The following is a 25,568-nucleotide window of genomic DNA, read 5'->3' as shown; positions in this document are numbered from 1 at the left end:
TTTTTTATGATGCATACCAGTACATTATACTAGACATTTATGAGATTTTCCTTAAAATTATATCACGTGGTGTGTTATCATGTAGGAACAGTAAAAAAACTTAAAATTTGCTTCCGCACATGAAAGGAGTGGCGCGCCACTTTGATTAGTATCGTTTTTCAACAGTTGCTGACGATGTTCAGCATCATGTTCTTTGGTTTTTTTTGATCCGGTCGAAGGTCCTCACCAGCGAAGGGACGCGTCAAATATCGACGATCCTCTCCTTGTTCGTGATGCCCGCAACCATGATCACCTCGTTCAATGCGGATTTTGATGCGCAGCGTTTGAAGTTGTTGTTATGGGCGACGTTGGCGGCTTTTCTGACGATTTCCATCCGGGCGTTCATCGTCCATTTCCTGCTGAAAAAAGAGGATCGCATCGATAAATATGCCACGATTTTCCCGAATGCCGGTTTTGTTGGCATCCCCTTAGTCCTTGCGACTGTGGGCTATGAGGGCGTCTTTTTCATGTCCGGTTACATCATGGCAAATAACGTCACCCAGTGGACCTATGGCCAATATTTGATATCAGGCGACAAAAAAGCGATGACGCTGCGACAAACCATACTCAATCCGGGAATGATCGGGGCTGCCATCGGTTTGTCCATCTACGTCAGCCGCTTGCCGGTCCCTGCTTTTCTCTGGAAATCGGTCGATAGCTTGGCCGCATTGAATACGCCGCTGGCCATGATCATACTCGGCAGCTACATCGCCAACAGCAATTTTTCGGAATTATTGGCTTTCCCGAAAGCTTATTGGACCACATTTCTCCGATTGGTCGTGACTGCCCTCGTATCGATTGGGATCATTTATTTGTTGCCTATCGATGACTATATGGTCGAAATCGTCCTGACCATCGCTTCGGTTGCGCCGGCGGCAACGAACACAGCTATCCTTGGCCGTCTGTTCGGCGGCGACTACGAATACGGTGCGCGGCTCGTGGTCCTGACCACATTATTGTCCTTATTCACCATCCCGATCCTTGTGCAATTTGCACAGCTATTGTTTGGATAATCATTTCAGAAAGAAGGTATGCGCATGGAAAAGTTATTAGAAGGAATCGTCAATTTCAGAAGAGGGGATTTTGAATCTCATCGTGAGCTGTTCAAGGGTTTGAAAGCTTCCCAGAAACCTCATACCCTCTTTATTTCCTGTTCCGATTCGCGTATCGATCCAAATATGATCACCGGAACGTTACCAGGCGAATTATTCATCGTCCGTAACATCGCCAATATCGTGCCGCCTTATCGCATGACTACCGAATATGTGGCAACGACATCTGCCATCGAGTATGCCGTACTCGCGTTAGGCGTAGAGAACATCATCATCTGTGGCCATTCCAACTGCGGAGGCTGTGCTGCTTGCCTGCATCCAGAAGGCAAACTGGAGGAGTTGCCGCACACCCGCAAATGGCTGGAACTGATCCACCCTGTCCGTGATCGCGTCCTGAAGGAAATCCCGGAATCCGAACCCGAAGCACGGGCTTGGATGATGGAGCAAGGCAACATCGTGGAGCAACTGAAGCATTTGATAACTTTCCCTTACATAGCCCAAAAAATGAGGGAAGGCAAGCTGAAGATCAGCGGTTGGCACTACATCATCGAAACCGGTGAAGTTTTCATCTACGACCGCGATAAAGGCGAATTTTTACTGGCTAACGGTTGATAAAAATCGAAGCACGACTGTTCCGCACTCAGAAAAAGGACGCACCCCGCAATTTTGGGATGCGTCCTTTTCATTTTGATTACTGTCCCGTTCTATACAGAGCGTACAGGAAAAGCTTTTTTGCCGACCGATTTCCAGACGATTTGGGCCAACCAATAGTCGACCATGCTATGGATGACTGTTCCAATGCCGACAAGCAGCATGACGGAGGAAATCAAGCCTTTATCGTAATAGGCTTCCGTAAGGTTTCCTGCAAAGTAGAACAGGCTCACGACGATGACTTCGCAGCCCGCGTGCAATACGCCAAGGACCAGGCTGAAAAGTAATGATTTTTTGAAATCATGCGCCATATCCGGGTGCTTTTGGATGTATTTCGCGCCGAAAAACGAAAAGATCATGTGTGTCGCCGCACGCAGGACTACGACCAACGGAAAGCCGCCAAGCATAAAGCCGACTGCTGTACCAAAGGCAACCGCAACAGCGATGCCGGGTGAAAGGAACATGGCGATCATCGTCGCCACGTGGCTTGCCAATGTAAAGGATGCCGGTTCCAGAATTATTTTCAAAGGGGAGATCATCGGTATCAGAATCCCTATCGCAATAAGTAGAGCAGCTATCGTTATATGTTTCGTTTGTGTACGTGTATTCATTTCGCCAATCCCTCCAAATATATTTACAACTGTCTTGACAGTTGTAAATATATTATATAATCTTTTCAGGAGTTGTCAAGCATATTTTCATGCGTTTTCATCCGGAATACAGAATGCCTACTTCCTGCAGTTCCTTTTTGATGCGCAGGAATGTTTCTTCATCCTTGCAAGCAAGTGTATGCAGATGCACGCCGCCTGTCAGCGAAGACAGCATCGCCGCTTCGTTTGATGCGATTTTCGACATAAAGTCGATTACATCATGGCGTGAACGGATATGTAGTTCACCGGTCAACGTGCCATAGACGGGATGCTCGACTTGGACATCCACAACCTCGCCGCCATTGTCCACGATGATGTTCAGTTCCGTCACAGTCTCGGCTTGCGTATGTTGACAGGCAATTTTACCTGTGAACAGGCTCTCGTCGCTCTTGAATGCATTTGCGGACAGATAGCCCCGCGGCGTTGCCAGAATTTCAATCCCTTTGGCCCGGATCAACGCGATATCGCCCACGATGACCTGACGGCTGACCGATAACAGTTCAGCCAGTTGGGTGGCGTTCACCGGTTGGTCCGTAGCCTCCAATAATTTGATGATTTCATTTCGTCTCTCTGCTGCTTTCACAAATTTCACCCTTCCGTAACGCTTTCTCTCCCTAATAGTACTCATTTTTGCTCCGGACTGCAAGAATCGTAAAAACAAAAGCCAGCAACGCACCGCACGAAACGGTCATTGCTGGCTTTTCTCATTTATTTTCGGTTGCGGCCTTATAGCAGCCCAACAGTCGGAAATAGACGCTGCTCCGGTGGATGAAGCGCAAGGCTTCATGGACATTTTTGTCGACGATGTTGCCTTCGAAATCCAGGTACAGCAGGTATTCCCATTTCTCCCCTTCGACGGGACGGGATTCGATTTTGATCAGGTTGATATGGTACCTAGCGAAATGACGCAGCAGCTTGAACAAGGTTCCGGCTTGATTATCCAAAGAGAACACCACACTGACTTTGTTGCAGCGCGGATTCGACTCAAGATCCTTGCCGACGATGATAAAACGGGTCGTGTTTTCGCTCTGATTCTGGATGCTCTCCGCCAAGATGGAGAGTCCATGGATCTGTGCGGCCCTTCTGCTGGCGATGGCCCCTTTATGCGCATCACCGGAGTCCTTCACCATTTTCGCGCTGTCGGATGTGCTGTGGAACGGAATCTGACGCCACTGCTCGTGGTCCTTGAAATAATCGGTGGATTGCTGGAAACCTTGCGGATGCGAATAGACTTCCTCGATCTGATCCAGACAGGTCCCTTCCAGGCCGATCAGATGCTGCTCGATTTTGATGTATTGCTCGCCCACGATGGAAAGGCCGTATTTGTACAACAGATCAAGCACTTGTGAAATCGCACCAGTGGAGGAATTTTCCACTGGCAGCACGCCGTAATCGATTTCCCCATTCTGGATACCAATGAACAGCGATTCGAAGGTATGGTAGTTTTTTGGATCGCGGGGCGCTTCCTTAAAATAGGCCAACATCGCTTCTTCGCAGAACGAACCCGTTTCCCCGAAATAACCGATCTGCGCGGGCAGTTTTGGGTCGTGGATCGCAAAAATCTGCTCATAATCGTTCGAAGCTGCCCGGACATCTTTTTGGACTTCCTTCGAAAGATCCATGATCGTATCCAAAAAATGATGGGTCTGCACCGCAAACTCCTCACTCTTCAGATGGGTAAGATTCTTTTCCACGACACGCTGTTCACGGCCTTCATCAAAAATGGGCAAGTCGTTCGCTAGCTTATAATTTCCGATGGCTTGGGAAATGTGCATCCGTTTTTCGAACAGAGCCACTAACTCTTGATCAAGGGCATCCAACTCTTTGCGATAGTCTTCTAAATCCGTCATACTCGCCTTCCACTCCGTCCTAGTCGTATTTATAGAATTTGGAATCCAACAGCAGGTCCAGGATCGCGATCGCCGTCACGGCTTCCAGTACAGGAATAGCGCGCGGCACGATGATCGGATCGTGTCTGCCTTCAACCGACAATTCCGCATCGATCTTGTCCTCGATATTGATGGTTTGCTGCAGTTTGGTGATGGAAGCTGGCGGCTTGATAGCCACTTTATAGATGATCGGCATGCCGTCCGTGATGCCTCCCAAAATACCGCCGTTATGGTTCGTGCGGGTCTTGATCTGGTCGCCGTCATAGTAATAAGAATCATTCGCTTCCGAGCCGAGCATTTCGGCGATGCCGAAGCCACTTCCGAACTCCAAACCTTTGATGGCAGGCACGGAGAAAAGAATATGCGCCAGAACGGACTCAACCGAATCAAAGAACGGGTTACCGACTCCTGCCGGGATACCCAATACGCAGATTTCTGCGGTTCCACCAACGGAATCGCCGCTGGCTTTCGCTTCGCGGATCAGATTGCGCATTTCCTCTTCAAGCGACTCGTTCAACAATGGCAGTTCTTTTCCTGCAAAGCCTTTCAGCATTTCGGCAGTGATTTCCGTGTTCAGGAAGCTGTCATCCTGAATCGTGGCTACGCTCTTCACGTGTCCGCCGATTGTGATGCCTTGTTTTTCAAGCAATTGCTTCGCGATTGCACCCGCAAACACTAATGGTGCCGTGATTCGGCCGGAGAAATGGCCGCTGCCGCGGTAATCGTTGAAGCCGTCGTAACGGACATAGCCTGGGTAATCGGCCTGGCCGGGACGCATCAATTTCTTCATCTGACCGTAGTCTTTCGAACGTGTGTCGCTGTTGCGGATGATCGCCGCAAGCGGGCTGCCTGTCGTCATGTCGTTGAAGTAGCCGCTCAAGATTTCAGGCTGATCTTTTTCTTTCCTTGGCGTCGTCAAAGCCCCTTGGCCCGGCGCTCTCCGTTTCATTTCCAACAGAACCTTATCCATATCTATTTCATGGCCTGGTGGCAGACCGTCGATGGTGACGCCGATTGCGGAACCATGTGATTCTCCGAAGATGGATACCTTTAATTTATTCCCAAATACACCGCTCATAGTATCTTGCCCCCTATTGCTTTATAGTCTTCCCAAAAATTGGGATATGATTTTGAAACGCACTCGGCATCCGTTACCGTGATCGGCTGTTCGCAGACCGTCGCAGCGATCGCCAACATCATGGCGATGCGGTGGTCCTTGTAGCTCCATACCGTCTCTCCGCCCTTCAATGATTTGACGCCATGGATCAACAGACCTTCCGGCAATTCTTCGATGTCAGCGCCCAGTTTCTTCAATTCGCTTGCCGTAGCTTGCAGACGATCGCATTCTTTGATGCGCAATCTGCCGGCGTTGATGATTTCGGTTTTGCCTTCGCTCAGGCAAGCCGTCAACGCGACCACCGGAATGATGTCCGGGCATTGCGCCGCGTCGATCAGTGTGCCGTGCAGTCCGGCTTTTGCCGTGCCGATCAAGCCGTTGCCCTCTTGCTCGAAGGAGACGCCCATCGCTTCCAGAATTGAGACGACAGCGCGGTCACCTTGGAGGGAATCCATCGACAGATCATCTACCAACAGGTCATTCCCCAATGCGTCTGCACAAAGAAAGAAGGCCGCTTGGGAATAATCCCCTTCGACGCGGTAATCCGTCGCTTGGTAGGATTGTCCGCCCTTGATTCGGAAGAGTTGATGGCCTTCATTTTCGATGGTGACACCGAAAGCGCTCATGACATCCAACGTCAAATCGATATAGCCAATCGATTCAAGCGGCGTCGTGATTGTGATGAGTGAGTCTCCGCCCAACAACGGCAAAGTGAACAAGAGGCCTGTGATGAATTGTGAGCTGACGTTCCCAGGAAATGAGAACTGCCCCGGTTTCAGGTTCCCGTCCACGACCAAATCAAGTTCGTCTTCAGTCGGTTGGTACGAGATGCCTTGTTCCTCGAAAATATCGTAGAAGATGGTCAATGGACGTTTGCCCAGATTCCCTCTGCCGATGAAACGGCTCGCGCCTGGGAAAAGCGTCGAAATCGGAACGACAAAACGCAAGGTCGACCCCGATTCATTGCAGTCGATCAGGTGCTCAGTGGTCGTTGCGCTCTCAGCGGCATTTGCTTCTGTAACGTATTGGCCCGCGCCGGTGATCGTCAAAGTGCTGCCATGCTGTTCGATGATTGCTCCGAATGCCTTCATGGCCTCCGTAGTTGCGATGATGTCATCCGAAAGCGCGATATTATCGATTTTGCAGGTGCCGTTGGAAAGCGCTGCACAGATGACCGCACGGTGCGCCAAACTTTTTGAAGGCGGGACAGTCACTGTTCCCGATAGCTTATGTGGCTGTATCGTCAAATCCATTGTAATCCTCCTGTTTGTTTCATCTATTTTGTTTCTTCGATTTTATTTCTTTTGTTTCTTCTATAGTATAGCTCTACATGTTCTCCAGTTCATCAAAGAAGGCGATGGTTCCATCCTGAACATAGCTGATGCCGATTTCCTTCAACAGGATGACTTTCAGATGATCGTCCAAGTTCTTTTTATCCAACGTCATGATCGCCAACAAGCTATCCAAATCAACTTCTTCCATATGCAGTTCCGTAGGCAAGCCAACTTGTTTCGCCAGTGCTTCGATTGCGGCGGCCGTGCCGGGTTGCGTGAAGCCTTTACTCTCGGAAAGGCGTGTGATCGCGACCATCCCGATTGCCACTGCTTCACCATGCGAATATTTCGCATAATTGGTGTAGGTCTCCAAAGCGTGGGCGATTGTGTGTCCAAAGTTCAGCAGCATCCGCTCTCCGGTGTCCTTTTCGTCCTCCTCCACGACTCTGCGCTTGATGTCGCAACAGGTGTAGAGGATCTTTTCGATGTGCGCCATCATCTCTTCGCGGCTATGCAGCGTCTGCAGGAAGCTGAAGAAAGCGGCGTCCTTGATGCAACCGTATTTGATGACTTCCCCGAGACCGTCGCGGAAAAAGTGGTCCGACAACGTGTTCAGCATTTCCGGATCGATGAATACTTTCTTCGGTTGATAGAAAGCCCCTACCAGATTCTTCCCTCTTGCCAGATCGACCCCGACCTTGCCTCCGATGCTGCTGTCCACTTGGGCCAACAAGGAAGTCGGAATCTGGATGAATGGGACGCCGCGCAGGAAGCTGGCAGCCGCAAAGCCTGCGAGGTCCCCGATGACGCCGCCACCCAAGGCGATGATCAATTCACTGCGGGTCAGTTGGAAATCCAACAATTGGTCATAAATCTGCGGCAGCATCTGAAAATCTTTCGTCTGCTCGCCGGCAGGCAAGGCCACCACAAGCGTCTCGTACCCCGCAGCCTGCAGCCCTTCATCCAACTGGGACCCATAATGAGCATTGACGTTATGGTCCGTAATGATGGCAATCTTCTTGCCGCTGTAGATTTTTTTGATTTCTTCCGGAAGACGGTGGCGCAAGCCATTTTCGATCAGGATCGTATAACTGTTTTTGCCGAGTCCTACATGTAATTCAGCCATTGTTTCACTCCTTTTTCAGATCTCATTCAGATTTCGTTTTTTATCAAGGAAAGTTCTTCCTTTATTTTACCGCATCCAAATGCTTTCCTTCAATGGCAATCAACTGTTTTACGACAGCCATCAATTCATCGAACTCATTCGGGTTCAGGCACTGTTGGCCATCGCTCCATGCGTTCTCGGGATCATGATGGATCTCGATCATCAGACCGTTCGCGCCGGACATGACTGCTGATTTGGACATGGATGGCACCAGGTATGCAGAACCGCCGGCGTGACTTGGATCGATGACGATCGGCAAGTGGGATAATTTATGGATTACCGGAACAGCCTGGATATCCAAGGTGTTGCGTGTTTCCGTTTCAAATGTACGGATGCCGCGTTCGCAAAGTATGACGTTTTCGTTCCCTTCGGACATGATGTATTCAGCCGACATCAACCATTCTTCGTAAGTTGCAGACAAGCCACGCTTCAAAAGAACCGGCGTCTTGGTTTTGCCGACTTCCTTCAACAGATCAAAATTCTGCATATTACGGGCACCGATTTGGATCATATCTACATCCGCCTCGAATTCGTCAACGAATTTCGTGGACATCAATTCGGTTACGATCGGCAAGCCAGTCGCTTCCTTTGCCAATTTCAACAAACGCAAACCTTCCAATTCCAAACCTTGGAAACTGTATGGGGATGTACGCGGTTTGAAAGCTCCACCACGGAGGAAGTTTGCGCCTGCCGCTTTTGCGCGTTGCGCGATGCTGATGATCTGTTCTTCGCCTTCAACGGAACAAGGACCTGCAATCACGCCGAAGTAGCCGTTACCAATGCGCTGGCCGTCGATTTCGACAACCGTATCATCGGGATGGAATTTGCGGTTCGCCTTTTTGTAAGGCTCCTGAACTTTCAATACGCGTTCAACGATATGATGTTGCTGAATAGTGTCCATCGATACTTTTGAAGTGTCCCCTACCAAGCCCAAAATAGTCATTGTTTCGCCGATTACTGGGCTCACGATGACCCCTTTATCCGTTAAGCGTTTAGTCAGTTCGTCGATTTCCTCTTTTTTGGCCGTTTTCTTCAAAATGATGATCATGTCTTGTTCCTCCTAGTGTGTGTTTGCTTTTAAAAAAATAAAAAGCGGTGCCCATGTTATATGAGCACCGCGTTAAGCTTCGTTATCCAAAAATGCTGTTGCCTGACGATCCGTCCTGCAATCTATTTCTCGCATCCTCTGATGTTTCTCATATTCGCTCTATGCAATTTTTTCCAAACAAAATATCCAGCGCTAAAATAGAAGCCCCAGAATGTAAAGTATGTAAAGTAAAAGTTTGTTTGTAAAAGATTGATAGTATGCGTGGAACCCATCGGATGACCTCTTCTCTTGTGTATCATTTAATCAGCTGAACTCATAATGAAAACGTCTGATTTCCATCATTATAACAAACGTTCTAATCATTGCAATAGTTTTTTTAATTTTTTTTTAATTTAAACTGGGTATTGAAATTTACATGGCAATAATCTACACTTTCCTAAAAGGAGTGAAACTTGATGCAATTTTTCGGATTATTCGGCGAACATCTGAGCCACAGTTATTCAGAAAGAATCCATTCGACTTTTTTCGATCTGATCGGTATGAATGCCGGTTATAAACATATTGAATTGCCCCCTGAAGAGTTGGAAGAAGCGATTGAAGGGATCCGCGTGCTTCAGTTTGTAGGCGTCAACGTGACAATCCCCTACAAACAGACGGTGATGCCTTACTTGGACGAAATCACACCGGAAGCGACGCGCATCGGTGCAGTCAACACAATCAAGGTAAAAGACGGTAAACTGTACGGCGCTAACACCGATTATTACGGATTCGGAACCATGTTGGCTTCGCACGATATCACAATCGAAAACAACATAGCCATGGTTTTGGGTTTCGGCGGTTCCGCAAAGGCAGTCGTTTTGTATTTGCTTGATAACGGCATCAATAAGATTATCATCGTTTCACGGAAAAAAGGCTCCCTGACTGATATTCCGGTGGATCCTCGGATCTCATTGATGAGTTATGATGAGATAGCCGACATTTCAGGCGATCTGATCATCAACACGACGCCGCTCGGCATGTTCCCCGACAACATCGGCCTCAGCGCTGTGCCAGTTGAAGTGATCCGTCAATTCAACGCAGCCGTGGATCTGATCTACAACCCGCAGGAAACAGAATTCCTCCGTTTGGCAAAAACAGCCGGTCTGAAAACCTGCAACGGATTGGAAATGTTGGTGCATCAAGGCATCAAATCCCAGGAAATCTGGCTGGAACGGCCTTTCGAACTGACATTGAACCAAGAAATCTATGAAAAAATAACATCATAACGGGAATAGGTGAAGGATTTGGGAAAAAATATCATCCTGATTGGGCTGCCTGGCGCAGGCAAGACGACTTTAGGTAAATTATTGAGCAATATAATCGGTTACCGTTTCATCGATACGGATGCCTTCATTGAGGAGAAGACCGGCAAAAGCATCACCGCCCTCTTCCAAATCGGGGAGGACTATTTCCGCAGCATCGAGTCTGCTGCCTATAAAGAAATTGCCGATTTCGAGGATACAGTCGTGAGCACGGGCGGTGGTGTCGTCAAGCGCAACGAAAATATCGTGGCCTTAAAAAAGAATGGCACAGTCTACTACATCGACCGCGCCGTCGAAGACATCACGCATGACATCGAAGTTTCCCATCGTCCCCTGCTGAAAGACGGATTCGAACGGATCTATGCGCTGAAGGCCGAACGCGAGAGCCTTTACCAAGACGCTGCAGATTTCGTCGTCAAGAACGATAAACCGTTGGAAGAGCTCGCTGCGGAAATCATCGCGCTCCACTCTGGATCAAGAAAGGAAGGCAACGCCCATGACACGCCTGAATAAGGAGCTGAATATCACAATCGTCGGCCTGGGCGTAATCGGCGGGTCCTTCGCGATGGCCCTTTACGATGCCGGGTACCGCAATCTTTACGGGATCGACATCGATCAGGCGACGCTGGACAAAGCCAAAGCGCAGCACATCATCAAGGAGGGCTATCAGGATGGGAAAGAGATCCTGCCGCATTCTGATTTGGTGATTTTTTCGCTCTATCCCCGTCTGGTGCACGATTTCATCGTCACCCATAAGGATCATTTCAAACCGGGATCTATTCTGACGGATGCGACTGGCGTCAAAAAATTCTTCATCGAGGACATCCTATCGGTTTTGCCTGCCTCGATCGACTTTGTCTTCGGTCATCCGATGGCCGGACGCGAGAAAAAAGGCATCGATTTCGCCAGCAGTTCCGTCTACAAAAATGCGAATTATATACTGACGCCGCTCCCGTCGAACAAAGCGGAGAATCTTGCTTTCATGGAAGCTTTAATCATGGAAATGGGATTCGGACGGATCACGCGTATTTCTGCCGATTACCATGACGAAATGATCGCTTTCACCAGCCAGTTGCCGCATGCGATCGCCGTCGCTTTGGTCAACAGCGATGTCGAAGACCGGGAAACGGAGAAATTCACAGGCGACAGTTATCGCGAGTTGACCAGGATTGCCAAAATCAACGAAGAGCTGTGGAGCGAACTATTCCTGGAGAACAAAGAGTATTTGCTGAAGAGCATCCAGACGTTCGAGGATCAGCTCGACCTGATCAAGGCGGCCCTCAAGAACGACGACAGCGTAGCCCTTAAACAACTTTTCATCAAATCGACCAAGCGTCGGGAAAAATTTGACAGATAAGCGCATGTTTTATTTATGAATGACAAAAAAAGGATGCCATCGCGGCATTCTTTTTTTGCGGCTTTGGGAGGCTTGACAAGTTGCGAATCCCGCCGAAGTCGACTAAAATGAGAGTAGATGATATATGCGCTGAATAAATGAAAGAAGGCTGAAGAACCATGCGTGAAACGCTGAAAAAATTCAGTTACGCTGTTATCCTGTTCATCTTTGCGAGCTTCATCCTGATCACCGGGTATGAATTTGTGCGGTTCATCCAAACGAGAGGCACTGAGAAGCAAGCAGAGCATTTCCTGCGGCTTGTTCAAGTCGGCTTCGGCCTTGTTGCTTTGCTCTTCCCTTCGCTCCTGCGGAAACATACGCGTATCCTCTTGCCTCAAAGAATCACCTTTATCTATGCTGTGTTTCTCTATTTGGCTCTCTTGTTGGGCAGTCTTGGCGGGTTCTATGACACGGTTGCCGAATGGGATACCCTCCAACATGCCTTGAGTTCTGCTTTATTTGGGGTGCTCGGATTCTCCGTCATCGCCAATCTGCAGGAGGGAGGCGTCCAAAGATTGAACCTCACACCGGTTTTATCTTCGCTTTTTTCTTTCTGCTTGGCAACTACAATCGGTGTGCTTTGGGAATTTTATGAATTTTTCGCCGACAGCGTCATGGGCCAGAATACGCAAAGGACAGCTACAATCGGGGGTGTCCCACTGATTGGGCAGTCAGCCTTATTGGATACGATGGGTGACCTAATCGTGAACTGCACCGCCGCTGCGATTGTCGCTACCTTGGGCTACTTCGCCTTGAAGAGCAGCGGTAATTGGCTTGAGGCTTATCTCATCACCTTCGATACGGAAACCAAAAATAACGAAATGGACTAGGGGTAAAAAATGATTACTATACGTAACCTTTCACAAGATAATATGGAAGCCGCGCTTGCGCTGAGCGTCGATGATTGGCAGCGCAAATACATCCGCCCAAATGCGGAAATGTTTGCATTGGCTTATGTCCAACCGCAAGAATTATTCCCAATCGCCCTCTATGCAGGAGAAGAACTGGTGGGCTTGGCGTTCGTCAAAAAAGAGTCGAAGACAGCGATAATGACGCTCGCACAGTTCATGATCGGCCAGCCCTTCCAATCCAAAGGTTTCGGTTCCGAAAGCGTAAGGGAAATTGCGAAATGGATTGATACGCAATTTGCCTGCACACTGCTGCAGGCATCGATCCAGATCGGCAACCAATGGGGACGGGAAACGCTCGAAAATGCCGGCTTCATGAAGCGCGGCACCGATCTTGAAAAGCGCGAAATCGAAATGATCTACATTATGAAATAAAGAAAAGTGAGGAAACAATATGAAACCTGGACAATACGAAGCATACATCAAATGGCGCAACAACATGGTCGATTTATCGGAGGACCTCGATGAGGACGAGGCTGCGCACACGCTCATCTGGGATGCCACCGATTCGGAAGCCCGCGACGACTTCAACTTGTTGTTGGCTTTCATGACGCTCGACCAAGCAAGTCAAACTGAAATGAAACAGTTGGAGAAGCAATACGACAGCGAATTCATCTGATTATTAAAGTTACACCACGGCCCAGCCGACAAAAAAGGCAAGCATTCGGTTTATTGACCGAACGCTTGCCTTTTTGATATGCATTTTCTTATCGTTTGATTGCGCCTGACTCGGAATTCATGAAGTCTTCCACTTCTTCTGCGGAAAATTGGTTGCAGTCGCCATGGATTGTGTGCTTCATGCTGGATGCGGCGATCGCGAAATCGACGGTATGCTCAGCTGTGTACCCGGACAGGATACCGTGCAAAATCCCCGCTGCATAGGCATCCCCGCCGCCGACCCGGTCAACAATCGGTGTGATCGTATGCACGTTCGAGAAGGTCGTCTCGCCTTTGCGCCACATCGTCCCTTGCAGCACATTATGGCTGGCGGAATGCACCTGACGGATTGTGGAATAGAAGACTTCGATGTTCGGATATTTTCCCGCCATCTTTTCGTAATAAAAGGTCACGTCTTCCTGCTCGCTTGTGTTTTCCGGGATCCCCATCAGATACAAGGCATCCAATTTGCCCGCAGAAAGATAGTCGGTCAACGGCAATACTTGCTGGAGGAAAGCCCCGCATTCGGCCTGCGTCCAAAGTTTGGCGCGGTAGTTGATGTCGAAGCTGACTTTTATTCCGCGTCTTTTCGCTTCCCGCACCAACTCGACCGACCATGCGGCCCAATCTTTGGTGAGCGCGGCAGTGACACCGGAAATATGGAACAGGTTCACATCCTCGAACAATTCGTCGAAATCCCATTCCAGCATTTCCATGCTTGAAAAGCTTGAATGGGCACGGTCATAGACAACGGAAGCCGCACGTTCCCCAACGCCGCTTTCCAAATAGTAAGTGCCCAGGCGTTCGCCGCCCTTCCTCAGCAAGGCCGTGCAAATCCCGTAACTCTTCAGATGTTTGCGGACCGCAACCCCCAACGGATTGGCTGGCACTTTGCTTGCGAAAGCCACTTCATGGCCAAAATTCGCCAGACTGATGCCGACGTTCGCTTCCCCGCCACCGTAATGCCCGGTGAAATTTGTGGAATAGGTCATCAATGTTCCTGGATCTGTAGACAGGCGCAACATGATTTCGCCCAACGTCAAAATTTTACTCATCTTCTCGCACGCTCCCGATTATATTAATAGATTTTTACTGAACGCGGTTACATTATTCTTTCTGGTATGACGCAACCGACCTGAAATGCATGATATAAAACTTAAGTTATTTCCAAATAGGAAATATCGTTTTCTTTTAGGAAATGCTTTGGTTTCATTATACGGTTTCTTTTTGGTTATTTCAACACCTATGTGGGCGAATTTCTGTTTTAGTGACGTTTATCCAAGAAATTGTCACCTGACATTTTGAAATTCCGCACATTTCATCTGACAAAACAGAAAACGGGCAGAATCACTATCGATTCCGCCCGTCCTTGGTTAACTGTCAGCCAAACGTGTTCGTCCTGCTCAATTCAGCCAACAGATTCTTTTTCGTTTCCAGCACCTTTTCGATGGTCTTCTCGCGCTCGAAACGGTACTTCGGCGTGCTGACGCTGAATGCGCCATAGATTTTGTTGTCGACGACAAGCGCTGCCCCGATGCAGATGACATCCAGGTCGTTTTCTTCGTCATCGGTGGCAAAACCGGTTTCTTTGACTTTTTTCACTTCTTCCTTCAGATCATCCCGATTCGTTATGGTGTTCGGTGTGTCCGCAACCAGTTCGACCCGATCCAGATACGCTGCCAACTCTTCGTCGCTGAAGGCAGCCAGCATCGCCTTGCCCATCGCGGAACTGTAGAGATGGTTGGTATTGCCAATCCGGGAATTGATGTTGGCTATCGCTTTCTGGGTCTCCAACTTGTTGACGTAGAGGACCTCATCCTTATCCAGAATACCCAAATGGACCGTTTCGTCCAAGCCAGCCTGCAGATTGCGCAAGTACGGATCGGTGATTTTGATGATGTCCAGATTCGCCAGCCGGTTGTTCGCGTAGCGGATCAGCGCGCTGCCCAAGGTAAAACGCTTGGTCTGCTCGTCTTTTTCGACATATCCGATCAAAAGCAGCGTGTCCAGGATCTTCAGTGCTGTCGGGCTGGACAGACCGGTGCTGGCTGCGACGGCGGCCAGACTCTGGGCTTCCTTGCTGTTGGATAAATGATCGATGATTTTTGCGGCTTTCAGCAGGACCGTTCCATAAGGTTTTTTCTCTTCTTCCATTTTTGACACCCCTCAACTGTTTCCTATTCAGAAATAGTTTACCCCAAAACGAGTATTCCGTACAGAAACATTTCCAAATAAGCAACGCAAAAAAAGCGCCCTATCAAAGAGCGCCTTGCTGTGTTGATCAGTTGTTCGGTATCTCGTTCAGTTCTTCCACAAGCGTGACTTGCCAACCTTCGCCGTCGATCCAGTTTAGCTGGACGCGTGCGATCGTCTCTTTCTGTGTATTAGAGACTGTGGCGGTCACTTGCTGATCGCCGGCGTTGCCGATCCACCATTCGATCATGTTGTCGGCGCTGATGCCAGTCACTGCAGCAATTGCTTGCTTGATTTCATTGCGGTCGGCGGAGCCGTCGCTGTAATCCGTGACATGTTCCCCGGCTTGGGTTGTGCCAATCGGTTCCCAGTCGCCGGTGTAAGCCGTGCTGACATTGTCATCGGTGGATGGAACTTCCTCCGTATCCGCATCAGTGTCCTTTTCTGACTCCTTATCAGCGCTGTCTTCCTCTTCATCTTCACTCGAGGATTCTTCGGCTGAATCGGACGTTTCGCTGGCATCATCCGATTCGGTGATGATCATGCTTTGTGAGTTTGTTTGATTACCTGCCGCGACGGATGGTTCTTCGTCATTCCCGTAAAAAATATTATAAAGGAGCACGAGCCCCAAAAATGCGGCGGCGATGATGCCCAATATAACGAGCAGGTTATTGCGTTTATGATTTCGGTGTAAATCTTGTCTGGTCGGTTTTTGATTGTTCTCGGACATGTAGTAGCCCCCTTCTGAATGATACAAGTTTAGCATATTTGCGATACGGCTGCGTTAAATTCAGTTTACATCTCTGTGTCACAGGCGGCTATTTAGCCTGGCTTTTCTTTTGCTTTGAAGCCTTAATTCTGGCCATGAGCCCGAAAAGGCTGTCCACAATGAAGATCGCAAGCGCGATAGCACCCGATATCTGCAGCGTCAGGACCAAATGCTGCTGCGCGACTGCATACTCTTTGTTGATGAAGGAATAGACCGATTGATAAACTCCGGCTCCGGGAACCAAAGCGATGAAGGCAGGGATGAAATAGATCGTCACCGGCGTCTTCAGATGACGCGCGAACAGGTGCGCAATCCAAGCGATGAACAGGCTAGCCAGAAAAGTGGCCCCGACGATGTCCAAAAACGACAGTCCTACAAGGTAGACGCCCCATCCCAAAGCCCCGCCCGATGCTCCATAGCACAAAGTCCGTTTCGGAGCTTCCAAGGTGATGGCGATAAAATAGACGGCCACGAAAGCGACGATCATTTCCAAAACGATATTGAACAGGGTCATCGGATCACCTCCCCGCCGACGATCAAACCGGCACCGATGCCGATTGCGATGAATACAGCGATCACAAAGGCCTCCAATATTTTGGCCGCTCCCGACATGTAATCCCCCCGGAAAGTGTCACGGATGCCGTTCGTCAGTACAGTACCCGGCAACAAGGGCATGATGGCACTGATGATGATTGTATCCGGCTGTATCGGAAAGGTTAATAGTTCGGACAAAATGGCCGTCAACACGGCGATCACAAAACTGGAGACCATGTTCTGGATGAACGGGCGGATCTTCCATTTGACCGCGATGTGCAAAACAAAAGAAACTGCGGCGCTGACCGGAATCATCGCCAAAAAGTCATAGAAAGTCCCGCCCATCAAAAAGATGAACAATTGGATAAAGCCGATCAGCGCAAAGCTTTTCTGACGCCTGCTGTATTGGATTTCGTCGATGTTCTGCAGCGCATCGTAAGCCTCTTGAATCGTCAATCTGTCTTCGACGAAATTCCGCGAAACGGCATTGACGCGGGACACTCGGTTCAAGTTCGTCGTGCGTTCCGTGATCCGTTTGACGACTGTAATCGCGTGCATATTCGGACTGTCGAGCGTGGCGACGAGTCCGGTGGTCAAAGCCAACGCTTCGGTCATCTGCAGCCCGGTCTTCTTCAGGATGCGCGTCACCGTATCCTCGACACGGTAAGTTTCCGCGTTGCTTTCCAGCATGATTTGCCCAGCCAGGACCGCTGTATCCATGTATAATTCAAAATCCATTTCCGGATTAGGTGTAACTGTCATCCAAATCCCCCTTCCTTCTCAAAATATTATTGACTTGTGCGCAGCTTGCGAGCAGCCGCGCCCAATCATTACAGCAAGCCCTACATTTCCAGCAGCTGCATCAATTCTTCCTTCGTCAAGGAGGTGACCGATTGGCCGCCTGCCTGGATTACTGAATCGATCATTTCGCGTTTCTGTTCCTGCAATTCGTTGATCCGTTCCTCGATCGTGCCGGTCGCAATCATGCGGACGACCTGGACGACCTTCTTCTGTCCGAAACGGTGCACGCGGTCAGTTGCCTGACTTTCGACGGCCGGGTTCCACCAAGAGTCATAGAGAATAACGGTATCCCCGCCCGTCAAGTTCAAGCCCGTCCCGCCGGCCTTCAGGGAAATCAGGAAGAGATTCTTCTCCCCTTCATTGAAGCGGGTCGTCAGGGTGAGTCGATCCTGATTCGGCGTCTGCCCATCGAGATAGAAATAGGCCTCGCCGGCCGCATCCAGTTTCTCGCGGATGATGGCCAGCATTTGCGTGAACTGGGAGAACAAGACGACGCGTCTACCGTTCTCCTTGGCTTCCGCCAAATACTCCATCAGCCTGTCCAATTTGCCGGAACCGCCTTTGTAATCGGGCATGACCAAGGCCGGATCGCAACAGATCTGGCGCAGGCGCGTAATACCTGCCAAGATTTTGATCCGGTTTTCGTTCAGCGTATCCGCGTCCAACATTTCTTTTGTTTCTTGGCGCATCAACTGCAGCTGCGATAAATAGGCGGTCTTTTGTTTTTCGGTCATTTCGATGTAGGAAATCGATTCGATCTTCGGCGGCAGATCCTTCAGTACATCCGCCTTCAGCCTGCGCAAGATGAATGGTTTGACTTTTTTTGCTATCTGCGCCGGTTCCATTTTTTTGAAATCCGCTCTCGTTCCGAAAAGTCCGGGCTGCGCGATGCTGAAAATGGTGTACAATTCGGACAACGCATTTTCGACCGGCGTCCCGCTCAACGCGATTTTGTTGTTGGCTTGGAGCGCGGAAGCGGCTTTCGTCGTTTTCGCAGTGGCGTTCTTGACGCTTTGGGCTTCATCCAGGATGACGGTCCGGAATGCCAGCCCGTCATAAAGATCCTCATCGCGTTGCAGCAGCGGATAGGACGTGATCCAAACCGGAATATGTTCGGCGATCGCGGTCGTTACGCAGTCGCTTCTTTCGCTCTTCATACCGGTGATGAGTTGCGTCCGGATGCCGGGCGCAAACTGCTGGAACTCCTTTTGCCAATTATAGAGCACGCTGGAAGGACAGATGACCAAATAAGGTTTGCCGTCTCCTTCACCCAGAGAACCTGCGATGAAGCTGATGACCTGCAGTGTCTTTCCGAGTCCCATGTCGTCCGCTAGAATCCCACCGAAGCCGTAATGATCAAGCCCTTTCAGCCATTTGAAGCCTGTTTCCTGATAAGGACGTAAGGTAGCATTCAAATCCTGAGGCAAGTCGAAATCAATCTTTTCGGGTTTCTCCATCCGATTGATGAGCGTCATGAAATCCTCATCCTGGTGAACGACCCCCGCATTGGAATCGACCCCGAAAGCCTTATAGAGCGGCAAGGACATCTCTTTTTTCAGATCCTTCAAAGGCACATCCAACTGCACGACCGCATCGGTAAGTTCCTTAATTTCCTTTTGGTGCAAGTTGACGATCTTGCCGTTGGACAGGCGGTGATACGACTTATTCGCCGCAATTTGCCTGACCATCTGTTTCAGGTCATCCATACTAATTTCGTCGGTGCTGAAGGTCACATCCAACAACCGAGACTGATTGTTGACTTCGATGGCGACTTTCGGCAGCCTGACCGGTTGGTAAAGCAGGCTCTCGACAGCCGCCGTCGTGAATATTTCGCAATGCGGAGCGAGTTTCTCAAGACCTTCGTACAGGAACGACATGATATCATCCAAGACCTCCAAATAGAGGGAATCCTCAAATTGAAACCCATCATTTCCTGACTCGATGAATTTTTGCAATAAGACTTCCTCAGCGATCCTGTCCCTGACAATTGTTTCAGGCGACAGTAATTTTTCAGTTTTTATTTCTTTTGTGACATCAATTTTGGTTTCACCATAGCGGAAAAACAATTCCAAAATCAGTCTTTCCATTTTCCAGTCCAGATAGAGTTCAGCCTGCAAAGGATAACGTTGGTAGCTCGCCTGCACGGATTCCGTTAGCGAGATGTTCGCAAATTTCTGCATCGCTGGAACAGCGATCGCCAAGAAGTCACCAGCGGCTTCCGGTGGGATATGCAATCCCTCATGTCCGGACTGCGAAATGGCTGCATATATGCTGTTCAAGCGGTCCTTTATGCTTGTGGTCAAATAATAAAAACGTCCGCCTATAAGAAAGATATCCGCCTCGTGGAAAAAAATGTTCTCGGGTGCAGCCTCTGTCGTCTCTTCGAAAAGCAGGCCACCATCCGTTAATTCACTCAAGTCAAAATGGATCGGCAGTTTTTCAGAACCCATCACCAAATTTTCCGGCAATATGCGTTTCCCATAGGTCTGATAAGGATTGGTTTTGAAGCTGGCTAGAGGTGTCATCGACAACTTCTCCAATAGTTCTTTCAGCATACTCCCGGGCAAAGTGATCTCTTTGCGGTCCTCGTTCGACCGACGATCACGGCCTGAAGCTGCAGCAGAATCGTTGACTTGCTTCAAAAGAAGAAAAACGGCACGGTCCTCAGCGGACAACTCATGTTTGTCAGCTGAAAAAGTGAATTTCTTGCCAAAGGGAACCTGTTGTCCCGTCAAAATGCTGTTGACGACGTGTTCGCAATCTTTCACAATATAAAGTTGCCCGCACCCTACCCGCATCTGCAGACTGAAACGTTGCCCATAACGAAGGTTAGACATGATCAGTGTAAATTCCACCTGGATGGGTACCCTATCGAATACATCGTTTTCTTGAAGCAATTCGAATTGAAGCACGTTCAGCAAGCGTCTCGTCTGTTCGCTATCATATAGCTTCGTCGAAGCACTGCTGGCCACGTTTCCTGTCGATTCTTTTGTGCTCGAGGATTTCCGTTCATCTCTGTAGTCCGAGGAAGAATTAAGTAACTCCAGCAGGAAGGCAACCACATGTTTACAGGGTCCAGGATAACCTTCGAAGGCTGGACACGGACAGTAATAATCCTCGATTTCCCCATATTCATCAAGATAAACCTCTACCTCATAGATTTTCGTCCCTTTGATGTCTGCATAGAAGGAACGCCCACCCTCTTCCGATGTGAATTTCCGGATTGCCCTGCTCTCAAACAATTGCAGCCCTTTCTCGAACGTCGTTTTGCTGTATGTAATATCCTTAATATCTTGCGTGTTGTATCCCACTGAAAACATTCTCGGCCCCCACCCTTACTCGCTTAGTCTTTATAAGTTTACCATAGACCCGTGTTGATCTGGTTACAAAAAAAGCGCCCGAATTGTCAGATGCGATAGAATGTCCAAAAGCCACTGGCAGGTAGGTTCGGGGACCAGGGCCAATTTATCGAATAGGCCACTGGCATTCGAGTATTTTATTCACCGCCAAGGCCAAATTATCGAATGCTCCTTTCGCATTCAAGAATATCGTCCTCCCCCGAAACATTCCCTAAAAAAGATGTCACTTTATGTTGACAACGTCTTAAATGTGACATACTATATACTCATTAGCACATCACATTAAGAATTGAGGTGGAAAAATGGAACTTACCGATAGGCAAAAGCAAATCATCGAAATCGTCAAGAAACAACAGCCGATTTCCGGTGAAAAGATTGCCTCCCTACTGGGATTTGCGCGGGCGACGCTGCGCCCTGACTTTTCGCTGCTGACGATGAGCGGCATCCTTCAGGCCAAACCGAAAGTCGGTTATCTAATCAACGAGGAGCATACCAACTCCGTGCTGGTCGAACAGATCGCCAAACAAAAAGTCGAAAAGGTGATGGCCATCTCGGTCAACCTCACCAAAGAAACGAGCATCCAGGACGCCATCATCCAGCTTTTCCTAGAGGATTGCGGTTCCCTTTATGTCACAGACAACCGGGAAATACTGGGGATTGTTTCCCGCAAGGACTTGCTTAAGAGCGCGTTGGGCGATTCCGATCTGAATGCCATCCCGGTCGGAATGGTCATGACGAAGATGCCGAATCTGTATACCGTCTTCAGCGATACGTTCGTTGTCGATGCCACGAAATTGCTCGTTACCCATCGCGTCGACAGTTTACCAGTCCTTTCCCGTTCCGTGTATGAAGAGACTGGAAAAAAAGAAGTCATCGGAAAATTTTCGAAATCGACCGCCAGCAGATTGTTGCTTGATATATTCAACAAAGACCTTTAGGAGGAAAGTGTGCAAATGGACCTTAATGCGATTTACTTAGTATCCGATTCCGTCGGAGAGACAGCCGATGTGGTGATCCGATCCGCCCTCTTCCAATTCGAGACGGAAAATTACCAACTGAAGAAATATTCCTACGTGCAGACGACCGAGGAAATCGACGAAATCTGCGTAAAAGCGGCCGAAGATGAGAAGGCAATGATCTTCTACACCTTCGTGAAAAAGGAAATGGCAGACTACATGAAGGAGCGGATCGAACAATCCAGCCTGATTGGAGTCGACATTTACAGCCCGATCCTTACCGGTTTGGGGCAACTGTTCCAGCTTCCGGCCAAGGAAAAGCCGGGCATCAACCGCAAACTGGACAAGGACTATTTCAACCGCGTCGAAGCCATCGAGTTTTCCGTCAAATACGACGACGGACGCGATCCGCGCGGCATCGAAAAGGCAGATATCGTGCTGCTCGGCGTGTCCCGCACATCCAAAACGCCGCTGTCGATCTATCTGGCGAACAAGAACGTGAAAGTCGCGAACATCCCGCTTTTTCCGGAATCGAAGCCGCCAAAAGAAATCTTCACGATTGCCCCGGAGCGGATCATCGGCCTGGTGAATTCGCCGAAAAAGCTCAACGAAGTCCGCAAAGAGCGCTTGAAAACACTGGGACTGCCGCCCTCCGCCAGCTACGCCGGCATGGAACGCATCCTGGAGGAACTCGAATACGCTGACCAGATCATGAAACAGATTGGCTGCGAAATCATCGATGTTTCGAACAAAGCGATCGAAGAAACCGCAGACCACATCCTGCACTACATGGATGTTATGAATATCAGCCGCAAGCAACTATAGACCACTCACAAGGAGGAAATGTATATGACTTTGACGAAGCAATGGGTTTACCGTTTTTCAGAAGGCAAAAAAGAACAAAAGATGTTATTGGGAGGAAAAGGCGCCAACCTCGCCGAGATGACCAATCTCGGCCTGCCCATCCCTCCAGGATTCACGATCACGACGGAATCCTGCATCCATTATTTCGATGAAGGACGGACACTTTGGACTGCGATCCAACAGCAGATTGATTCCGCCCTCATCGACCTGGAAAACGCGGTCGGGAAATCGTTCCATGACCCCGCCAACCCGTTGCTGGTGTCGGTCCGTTCCGGTGCCGCCTTCTCGATGCCCGGCATGATGGACACGATCCTGAATTTGGGCCTGAATGATGCTTCAGTCGCCGGTCTAGCAGAACAAACTCAGAACCCGACCTTCGCTTTCGACAGCTACCGTCGTTTCATACAGATGTTCGCCGATGTCGTGAAATCCGTTCCGCGCATCCATTTCGAATCGATTCTGGACACAGTCAAAAATGAGAACGGTTACCAGTTCGACAACCAACTGACTTTGGAAGAGCTGACCGACCTGGTCGCGCAATACAAAGCCGTCTACCAACGCGAAACAGGCGAAACTTTCCCGCAGGAACCGTTGGATCAATTGCACCAAGCCGTCCAAGCCGTTTTCTCTTCATGGAACAATGAAAGGGCTATCCTTTACCGCGATATCCACAATATTTCGCATAACCTCGGCACAGCCGTCACCGTCCAAAGCATGGTGTTCGGAAACCGCGGCAACGATTCGGGTACCGGTGTGGCCTTCACGCGCAACCCGGCGACCGGCGAGAAAAAACTCTTCGGCGAATTCCTGATGAATGCGCAAGGCGAAGATGTCGTGGCCGGTATCCGCACGCCATTGAACATCGACACACTGGAAGAAGTGATGCCTGCCGTCTACAACGAATTCAAGGCCATCGCTGAAAAACTGGAAGACCACTACGCCGATATGCAGGACATCGAGTTCACGATCGAAAAAGGCAAATTGTACCTGCTGCAGACCCGCAACGGGAAACGCACAGCAGCCGCAGCCGTCGCAGTGGCCGTTGATTTGGCGGACGAAGGTCTGATCACTAGAGAAGAAGCCATTATGCGCATCGAAACCGGCCAGTTGGACAAATTGCTCCACCCGACTTTCGACACGAAAGCACTTGAGGAAGCTACGATATTGGCGACCGGACTTGGCGCTTCGCCAGGAGCGGCATCCGGCCATATCTACTTCTCCACTGCTGATGCCGAAGCGGCACAAAAGGACGGCCTGCCGGTCATCCTAGTCCGCCGCGAAACATCCCCGGAAGATTTGGCCGGCATGATGAGTTCGGAAGGCATCCTGACAGCGCGCGGCGGCATGACTTCGCACGCGGCAGTCGTAGCCCGCGGTTTGGGCAAATGTTGTGTGGCCGGTTGCACGGCAGCGGTCATCGATGAAGAAAACAAAACCGTCGTGATCGATGATTTGACCCTGCATCAAGGCGACCTGCTTTCGATCGACGGCGCAACCGGTAGAGTCTACGCCGGCACCATCGCCAAGCAGAACCCGACTTTGGGCGGCAAATTCAGCACCTTCATGGAATGGGTCAATGAAATGAAAGTACTGCAAGTCAAAGCCAATGCGGACTCCCCCACTGATGTCAAACAGGCATTATCCTTGGGCGCGGAAGGCGTCGGCCTTTGCCGTACCGAGCACATGTTCTTCCATAAGCACCGTATTCCGGTTGTCCGTCAGATGATCCTTTCCCGCACGTTGGATGAACGCAAAAAGTACTTGGTTGAACTATTAGAAATGCAGCGCCAGGATTTCCAGGAAATGTTCGCTTTGCTGCAGGATCGCCCGATGAACGTCCGCCTGTTGGACCCTCCGTTGCATGAATTCCTGCCGACAGCGCATGCGGACAAAGTTGCCCTGGCGGAAGCGATGGGAAGCAGCCTTTCAAACTTGGAGGCGCACATCGATTCCTTGCATGAAGTCAATCCGATGCTCGGGCACCGTGGCTGCCGTTTGGCCGTCACTTACCCGGAAATCTACCGGATGCAGGTGCGCGCCATCATCGAAGGCGCCATCGCCGCTTCCACAGAGAGCGGCAGCACGATTACTCCGGAAATCATGATTCCCTTGGTCTGCGACGTCGACGAACTGCGCTACGTCAAAGCGGAAATCGTGGCGGAGATCCAGGAAGTCTTCGCTGAAAAGGATGTGACCATCCCTTACCTGATCGGAACGATGATTGAAATCCCGCGCGCGGCCGTCACTTCCGACGAAATCGCAATGGAGGCCGACTTCTTCAGCTTCGGCACGAACGACATGACGCAGATGGGCTTCGGCTTCTCCCGCGACGATGCCGGCAAGTTCCTGCAGGAGTACGAAGAAAAAGGCTTACTGAAGCCGAATCCGTTCCACTCATTGGACGTCAAGGGCATCGGCAAACTCGTCAAATTGTCCGCCAAATTGGGCCGCGAAACCAATCCAGGCTTGGTGCTGGGCGTCTGCGGCGAACACGGTGGCGACCCTGAATCCATCGCCTTCTTCTCAAGCATTGGCTTGGATTACGTTTCCTGCTCGCCTTACCGCGTGCCGATCGCACGCTTGGCTTCCGCGCAAGTAGCGATCAAAGAAAATAAAGCGAAAATGTCTGTTCAGAAAGATGCTGTGTTGAGCAGCATTTAATGGAAAAGCCCCTGATCGATGACCTCGATCAGGGGCTTTTGTGATTATAGCGATGCGATCGCGCTCTGCTTGTCCGATTCTTCTTGGTTATCGGATAACCTCAGCCAAGAACGCATATGGAGCCTTACGGAACTGTTCTCTTTCTGCTTATTGGTTATTATTCTTATATTGTCCGGATTCTATTGTCAACAAGGCGAAAATGTGGCAGTATATAAGCATCTTCCGCCTTGTAAAAACAGGCCGGAAATGAAAAGTCAGAAGACAGTATTTCAAAATAATGGAGG

Annotated in this window: 24 protein-coding genes; 11 read left to right on the top strand and 13 right to left on the bottom strand. The window is 49.7% G+C overall.

Translation table 11 applies throughout. From position 1 onward, the window contains the following. Positions 1–203 precede the first annotated feature (203 nt). The gene (locus tag AC0J5I_RS09515) at positions 204–1,052 is read left to right on the top strand and encodes an AEC family transporter (protein WP_475299590.1); all 849 of its coding nucleotides are present in this window, start codon (positions 204–206) and stop codon (positions 1,050–1,052) included. 24 nt (positions 1,053–1,076) lie between these two features. Beyond that, positions 1,077–1,703 carry a carbonic anhydrase gene (locus AC0J5I_RS09510; RefSeq protein ID WP_475299589.1) on the top strand — a complete coding sequence of 209 codons (627 nt, stop codon included), beginning with the start codon at positions 1,077–1,079 and terminating at the stop codon, positions 1,701–1,703. A 92-nt stretch (positions 1,704–1,795) separates the two neighbouring features. Here AC0J5I_RS09510 and AC0J5I_RS09505 read toward each other — a convergent pair whose 3' ends face one another. The 7 genes from AC0J5I_RS09505 to aroF all read right to left on the bottom strand — a co-directional run bounded on the left by AC0J5I_RS09505 (position 1,796) and on the right by aroF (position 8,885). Then, positions 1,796–2,353, bottom strand: coding sequence for a hypothetical protein (locus tag AC0J5I_RS09505; protein WP_475299588.1), 558 nt, complete (start codon positions 2,351–2,353; stop codon positions 1,796–1,798). A gap of 97 nt (positions 2,354–2,450) precedes the next feature. Continuing rightward, on the bottom strand, positions 2,451–2,975 hold the full coding sequence (locus tag AC0J5I_RS09500; RefSeq protein ID WP_475299587.1) for a 3H domain-containing protein: 525 nt from the start codon (positions 2,973–2,975) through the stop codon (positions 2,451–2,453). Between the two features lie 121 nt (positions 2,976–3,096). Continuing rightward, positions 3,097–4,242, bottom strand: a complete 1,146-nt coding sequence (pheA, locus tag AC0J5I_RS09495) for a prephenate dehydratase (protein WP_475299586.1) — start codon at positions 4,240–4,242, stop codon at positions 3,097–3,099. Between the two features lie 19 nt (positions 4,243–4,261). After that, positions 4,262–5,359, bottom strand: coding sequence for a chorismate synthase (gene aroC / locus AC0J5I_RS09490; protein WP_475299585.1), 1,098 nt, complete (start codon positions 5,357–5,359; stop codon positions 4,262–4,264). Beyond that, positions 5,356–6,651: a 3-phosphoshikimate 1-carboxyvinyltransferase gene (gene aroA, locus AC0J5I_RS09485; protein ID WP_475299584.1), complete on the bottom strand. Its 1,296-nt coding sequence runs from the start codon at positions 6,649–6,651 to the stop codon at positions 5,356–5,358. Before aroA ends, aroC begins: the two co-directional genes overlap by 4 nt. Before the next feature lie 73 nt (positions 6,652–6,724). Next, positions 6,725–7,798 (bottom strand): 3-dehydroquinate synthase, encoded by a 1,074-nt coding sequence (aroB, locus tag AC0J5I_RS09480; protein WP_475299583.1) that lies wholly within the window; start codon positions 7,796–7,798, stop codon positions 6,725–6,727. A 61-nt stretch (positions 7,799–7,859) separates the two neighbouring features. After that, positions 7,860–8,885 carry a 3-deoxy-7-phosphoheptulonate synthase gene (gene aroF, locus AC0J5I_RS09475; RefSeq protein ID WP_475299582.1) on the bottom strand — a complete coding sequence of 342 codons (1,026 nt, stop codon included), beginning with the start codon at positions 8,883–8,885 and terminating at the stop codon, positions 7,860–7,862. 455 nt (positions 8,886–9,340) lie between these two features. Between aroF and aroE the strand changes: the two genes are divergently transcribed. From aroE to AC0J5I_RS09445, 6 genes are all read left to right on the top strand, one after another. Further along, on the top strand, positions 9,341–10,150 hold the full coding sequence (gene aroE / locus AC0J5I_RS09470; RefSeq protein ID WP_475299581.1) for a shikimate dehydrogenase: 810 nt from the start codon (positions 9,341–9,343) through the stop codon (positions 10,148–10,150). Between the two features lie 18 nt (positions 10,151–10,168). Further along, complete coding sequence (locus AC0J5I_RS09465) at positions 10,169–10,699, top strand: shikimate kinase (RefSeq protein ID WP_475299580.1); 531 nt, start codon at positions 10,169–10,171, stop codon at positions 10,697–10,699. After that, positions 10,683–11,543, top strand: a complete 861-nt coding sequence (locus AC0J5I_RS09460) for a prephenate dehydrogenase (RefSeq protein WP_475299579.1) — start codon at positions 10,683–10,685, stop codon at positions 11,541–11,543. The genes AC0J5I_RS09465 and AC0J5I_RS09460 overlap by 17 nt, the downstream gene beginning before the upstream one ends. Before the next feature lie 158 nt (positions 11,544–11,701). Continuing rightward, entirely contained in the window at positions 11,702–12,412 is a 711-nt protein-coding gene (locus AC0J5I_RS09455; protein WP_475299578.1) for a DUF2238 domain-containing protein, read from the top strand. 9 nt (positions 12,413–12,421) lie between these two features. After that, positions 12,422–12,865 carry a GNAT family N-acetyltransferase gene (locus AC0J5I_RS09450; protein WP_475299577.1) on the top strand — a complete coding sequence of 148 codons (444 nt, stop codon included), beginning with the start codon at positions 12,422–12,424 and terminating at the stop codon, positions 12,863–12,865. A gap of 19 nt (positions 12,866–12,884) precedes the next feature. Further along, positions 12,885–13,109, top strand: coding sequence for a hypothetical protein (locus tag AC0J5I_RS09445; protein ID WP_475299576.1), 225 nt, complete (start codon positions 12,885–12,887; stop codon positions 13,107–13,109). Between the two features lie 88 nt (positions 13,110–13,197). Here AC0J5I_RS09445 and AC0J5I_RS09440 read toward each other — a convergent pair whose 3' ends face one another. The 6 genes from AC0J5I_RS09440 to AC0J5I_RS09415 form a co-directional block, all read right to left on the bottom strand. Beyond that, complete coding sequence (locus AC0J5I_RS09440; protein ID WP_475299575.1) at positions 13,198–14,202, bottom strand: PfkB family carbohydrate kinase; 1,005 nt, start codon at positions 14,200–14,202, stop codon at positions 13,198–13,200. 325 nt (positions 14,203–14,527) lie between these two features. Continuing rightward, positions 14,528–15,301 (bottom strand): IclR family transcriptional regulator, encoded by a 774-nt coding sequence (locus AC0J5I_RS09435; protein ID WP_475299574.1) that lies wholly within the window; start codon positions 15,299–15,301, stop codon positions 14,528–14,530. 127 nt (positions 15,302–15,428) lie between these two features. Continuing rightward, on the bottom strand, positions 15,429–16,070 hold the full coding sequence (locus AC0J5I_RS09430) for a YrrS family protein (RefSeq protein ID WP_475299573.1): 642 nt from the start codon (positions 16,068–16,070) through the stop codon (positions 15,429–15,431). A gap of 88 nt (positions 16,071–16,158) precedes the next feature. Then, entirely contained in the window at positions 16,159–16,623 is a 465-nt protein-coding gene (locus AC0J5I_RS09425) for a threonine/serine exporter family protein (RefSeq protein ID WP_475299572.1), read from the bottom strand. Continuing rightward, complete coding sequence (locus AC0J5I_RS09420) at positions 16,620–17,405, bottom strand: threonine/serine exporter family protein (RefSeq protein WP_475299571.1); 786 nt, start codon at positions 17,403–17,405, stop codon at positions 16,620–16,622. The genes AC0J5I_RS09425 and AC0J5I_RS09420 overlap by 4 nt, the downstream gene beginning before the upstream one ends. Positions 17,406–17,485: 80 nt before the next feature. Then, complete coding sequence (locus AC0J5I_RS09415; protein WP_475299570.1) at positions 17,486–20,764, bottom strand: SNF2-related protein; 3,279 nt, start codon at positions 20,762–20,764, stop codon at positions 17,486–17,488. A 341-nt stretch (positions 20,765–21,105) separates the two neighbouring features. On the opposite strand from AC0J5I_RS09415, the gene AC0J5I_RS09410 reads away from it, so the two are divergent. From AC0J5I_RS09410 to ppdK, 3 genes are read left to right on the top strand one after another with little or no spacing between them, the layout of a single operon-like run. After that, positions 21,106–21,741, top strand: a complete 636-nt coding sequence (locus AC0J5I_RS09410) for a CBS domain-containing protein (protein ID WP_475299569.1) — start codon at positions 21,106–21,108, stop codon at positions 21,739–21,741. Positions 21,742–21,756: 15 nt separating this feature from the next. Then, positions 21,757–22,584, top strand: coding sequence for a pyruvate, water dikinase regulatory protein (locus AC0J5I_RS09405; RefSeq protein ID WP_475299568.1), 828 nt, complete (start codon positions 21,757–21,759; stop codon positions 22,582–22,584). Positions 22,585–22,614: 30 nt separating this feature from the next. Beyond that, positions 22,615–25,284, top strand: coding sequence for a pyruvate, phosphate dikinase (ppdK, locus tag AC0J5I_RS09400; protein ID WP_475305654.1), 2,670 nt, complete (start codon positions 22,615–22,617; stop codon positions 25,282–25,284). Positions 25,285–25,568: the final 284 nt, after the last annotated feature.

The sequence above is a fragment of the Trichococcus sp. TS_SC_9 genome (assembly GCF_056156325.1).
This window is presented reverse-complemented; position numbering and strand designations above follow the sequence as displayed.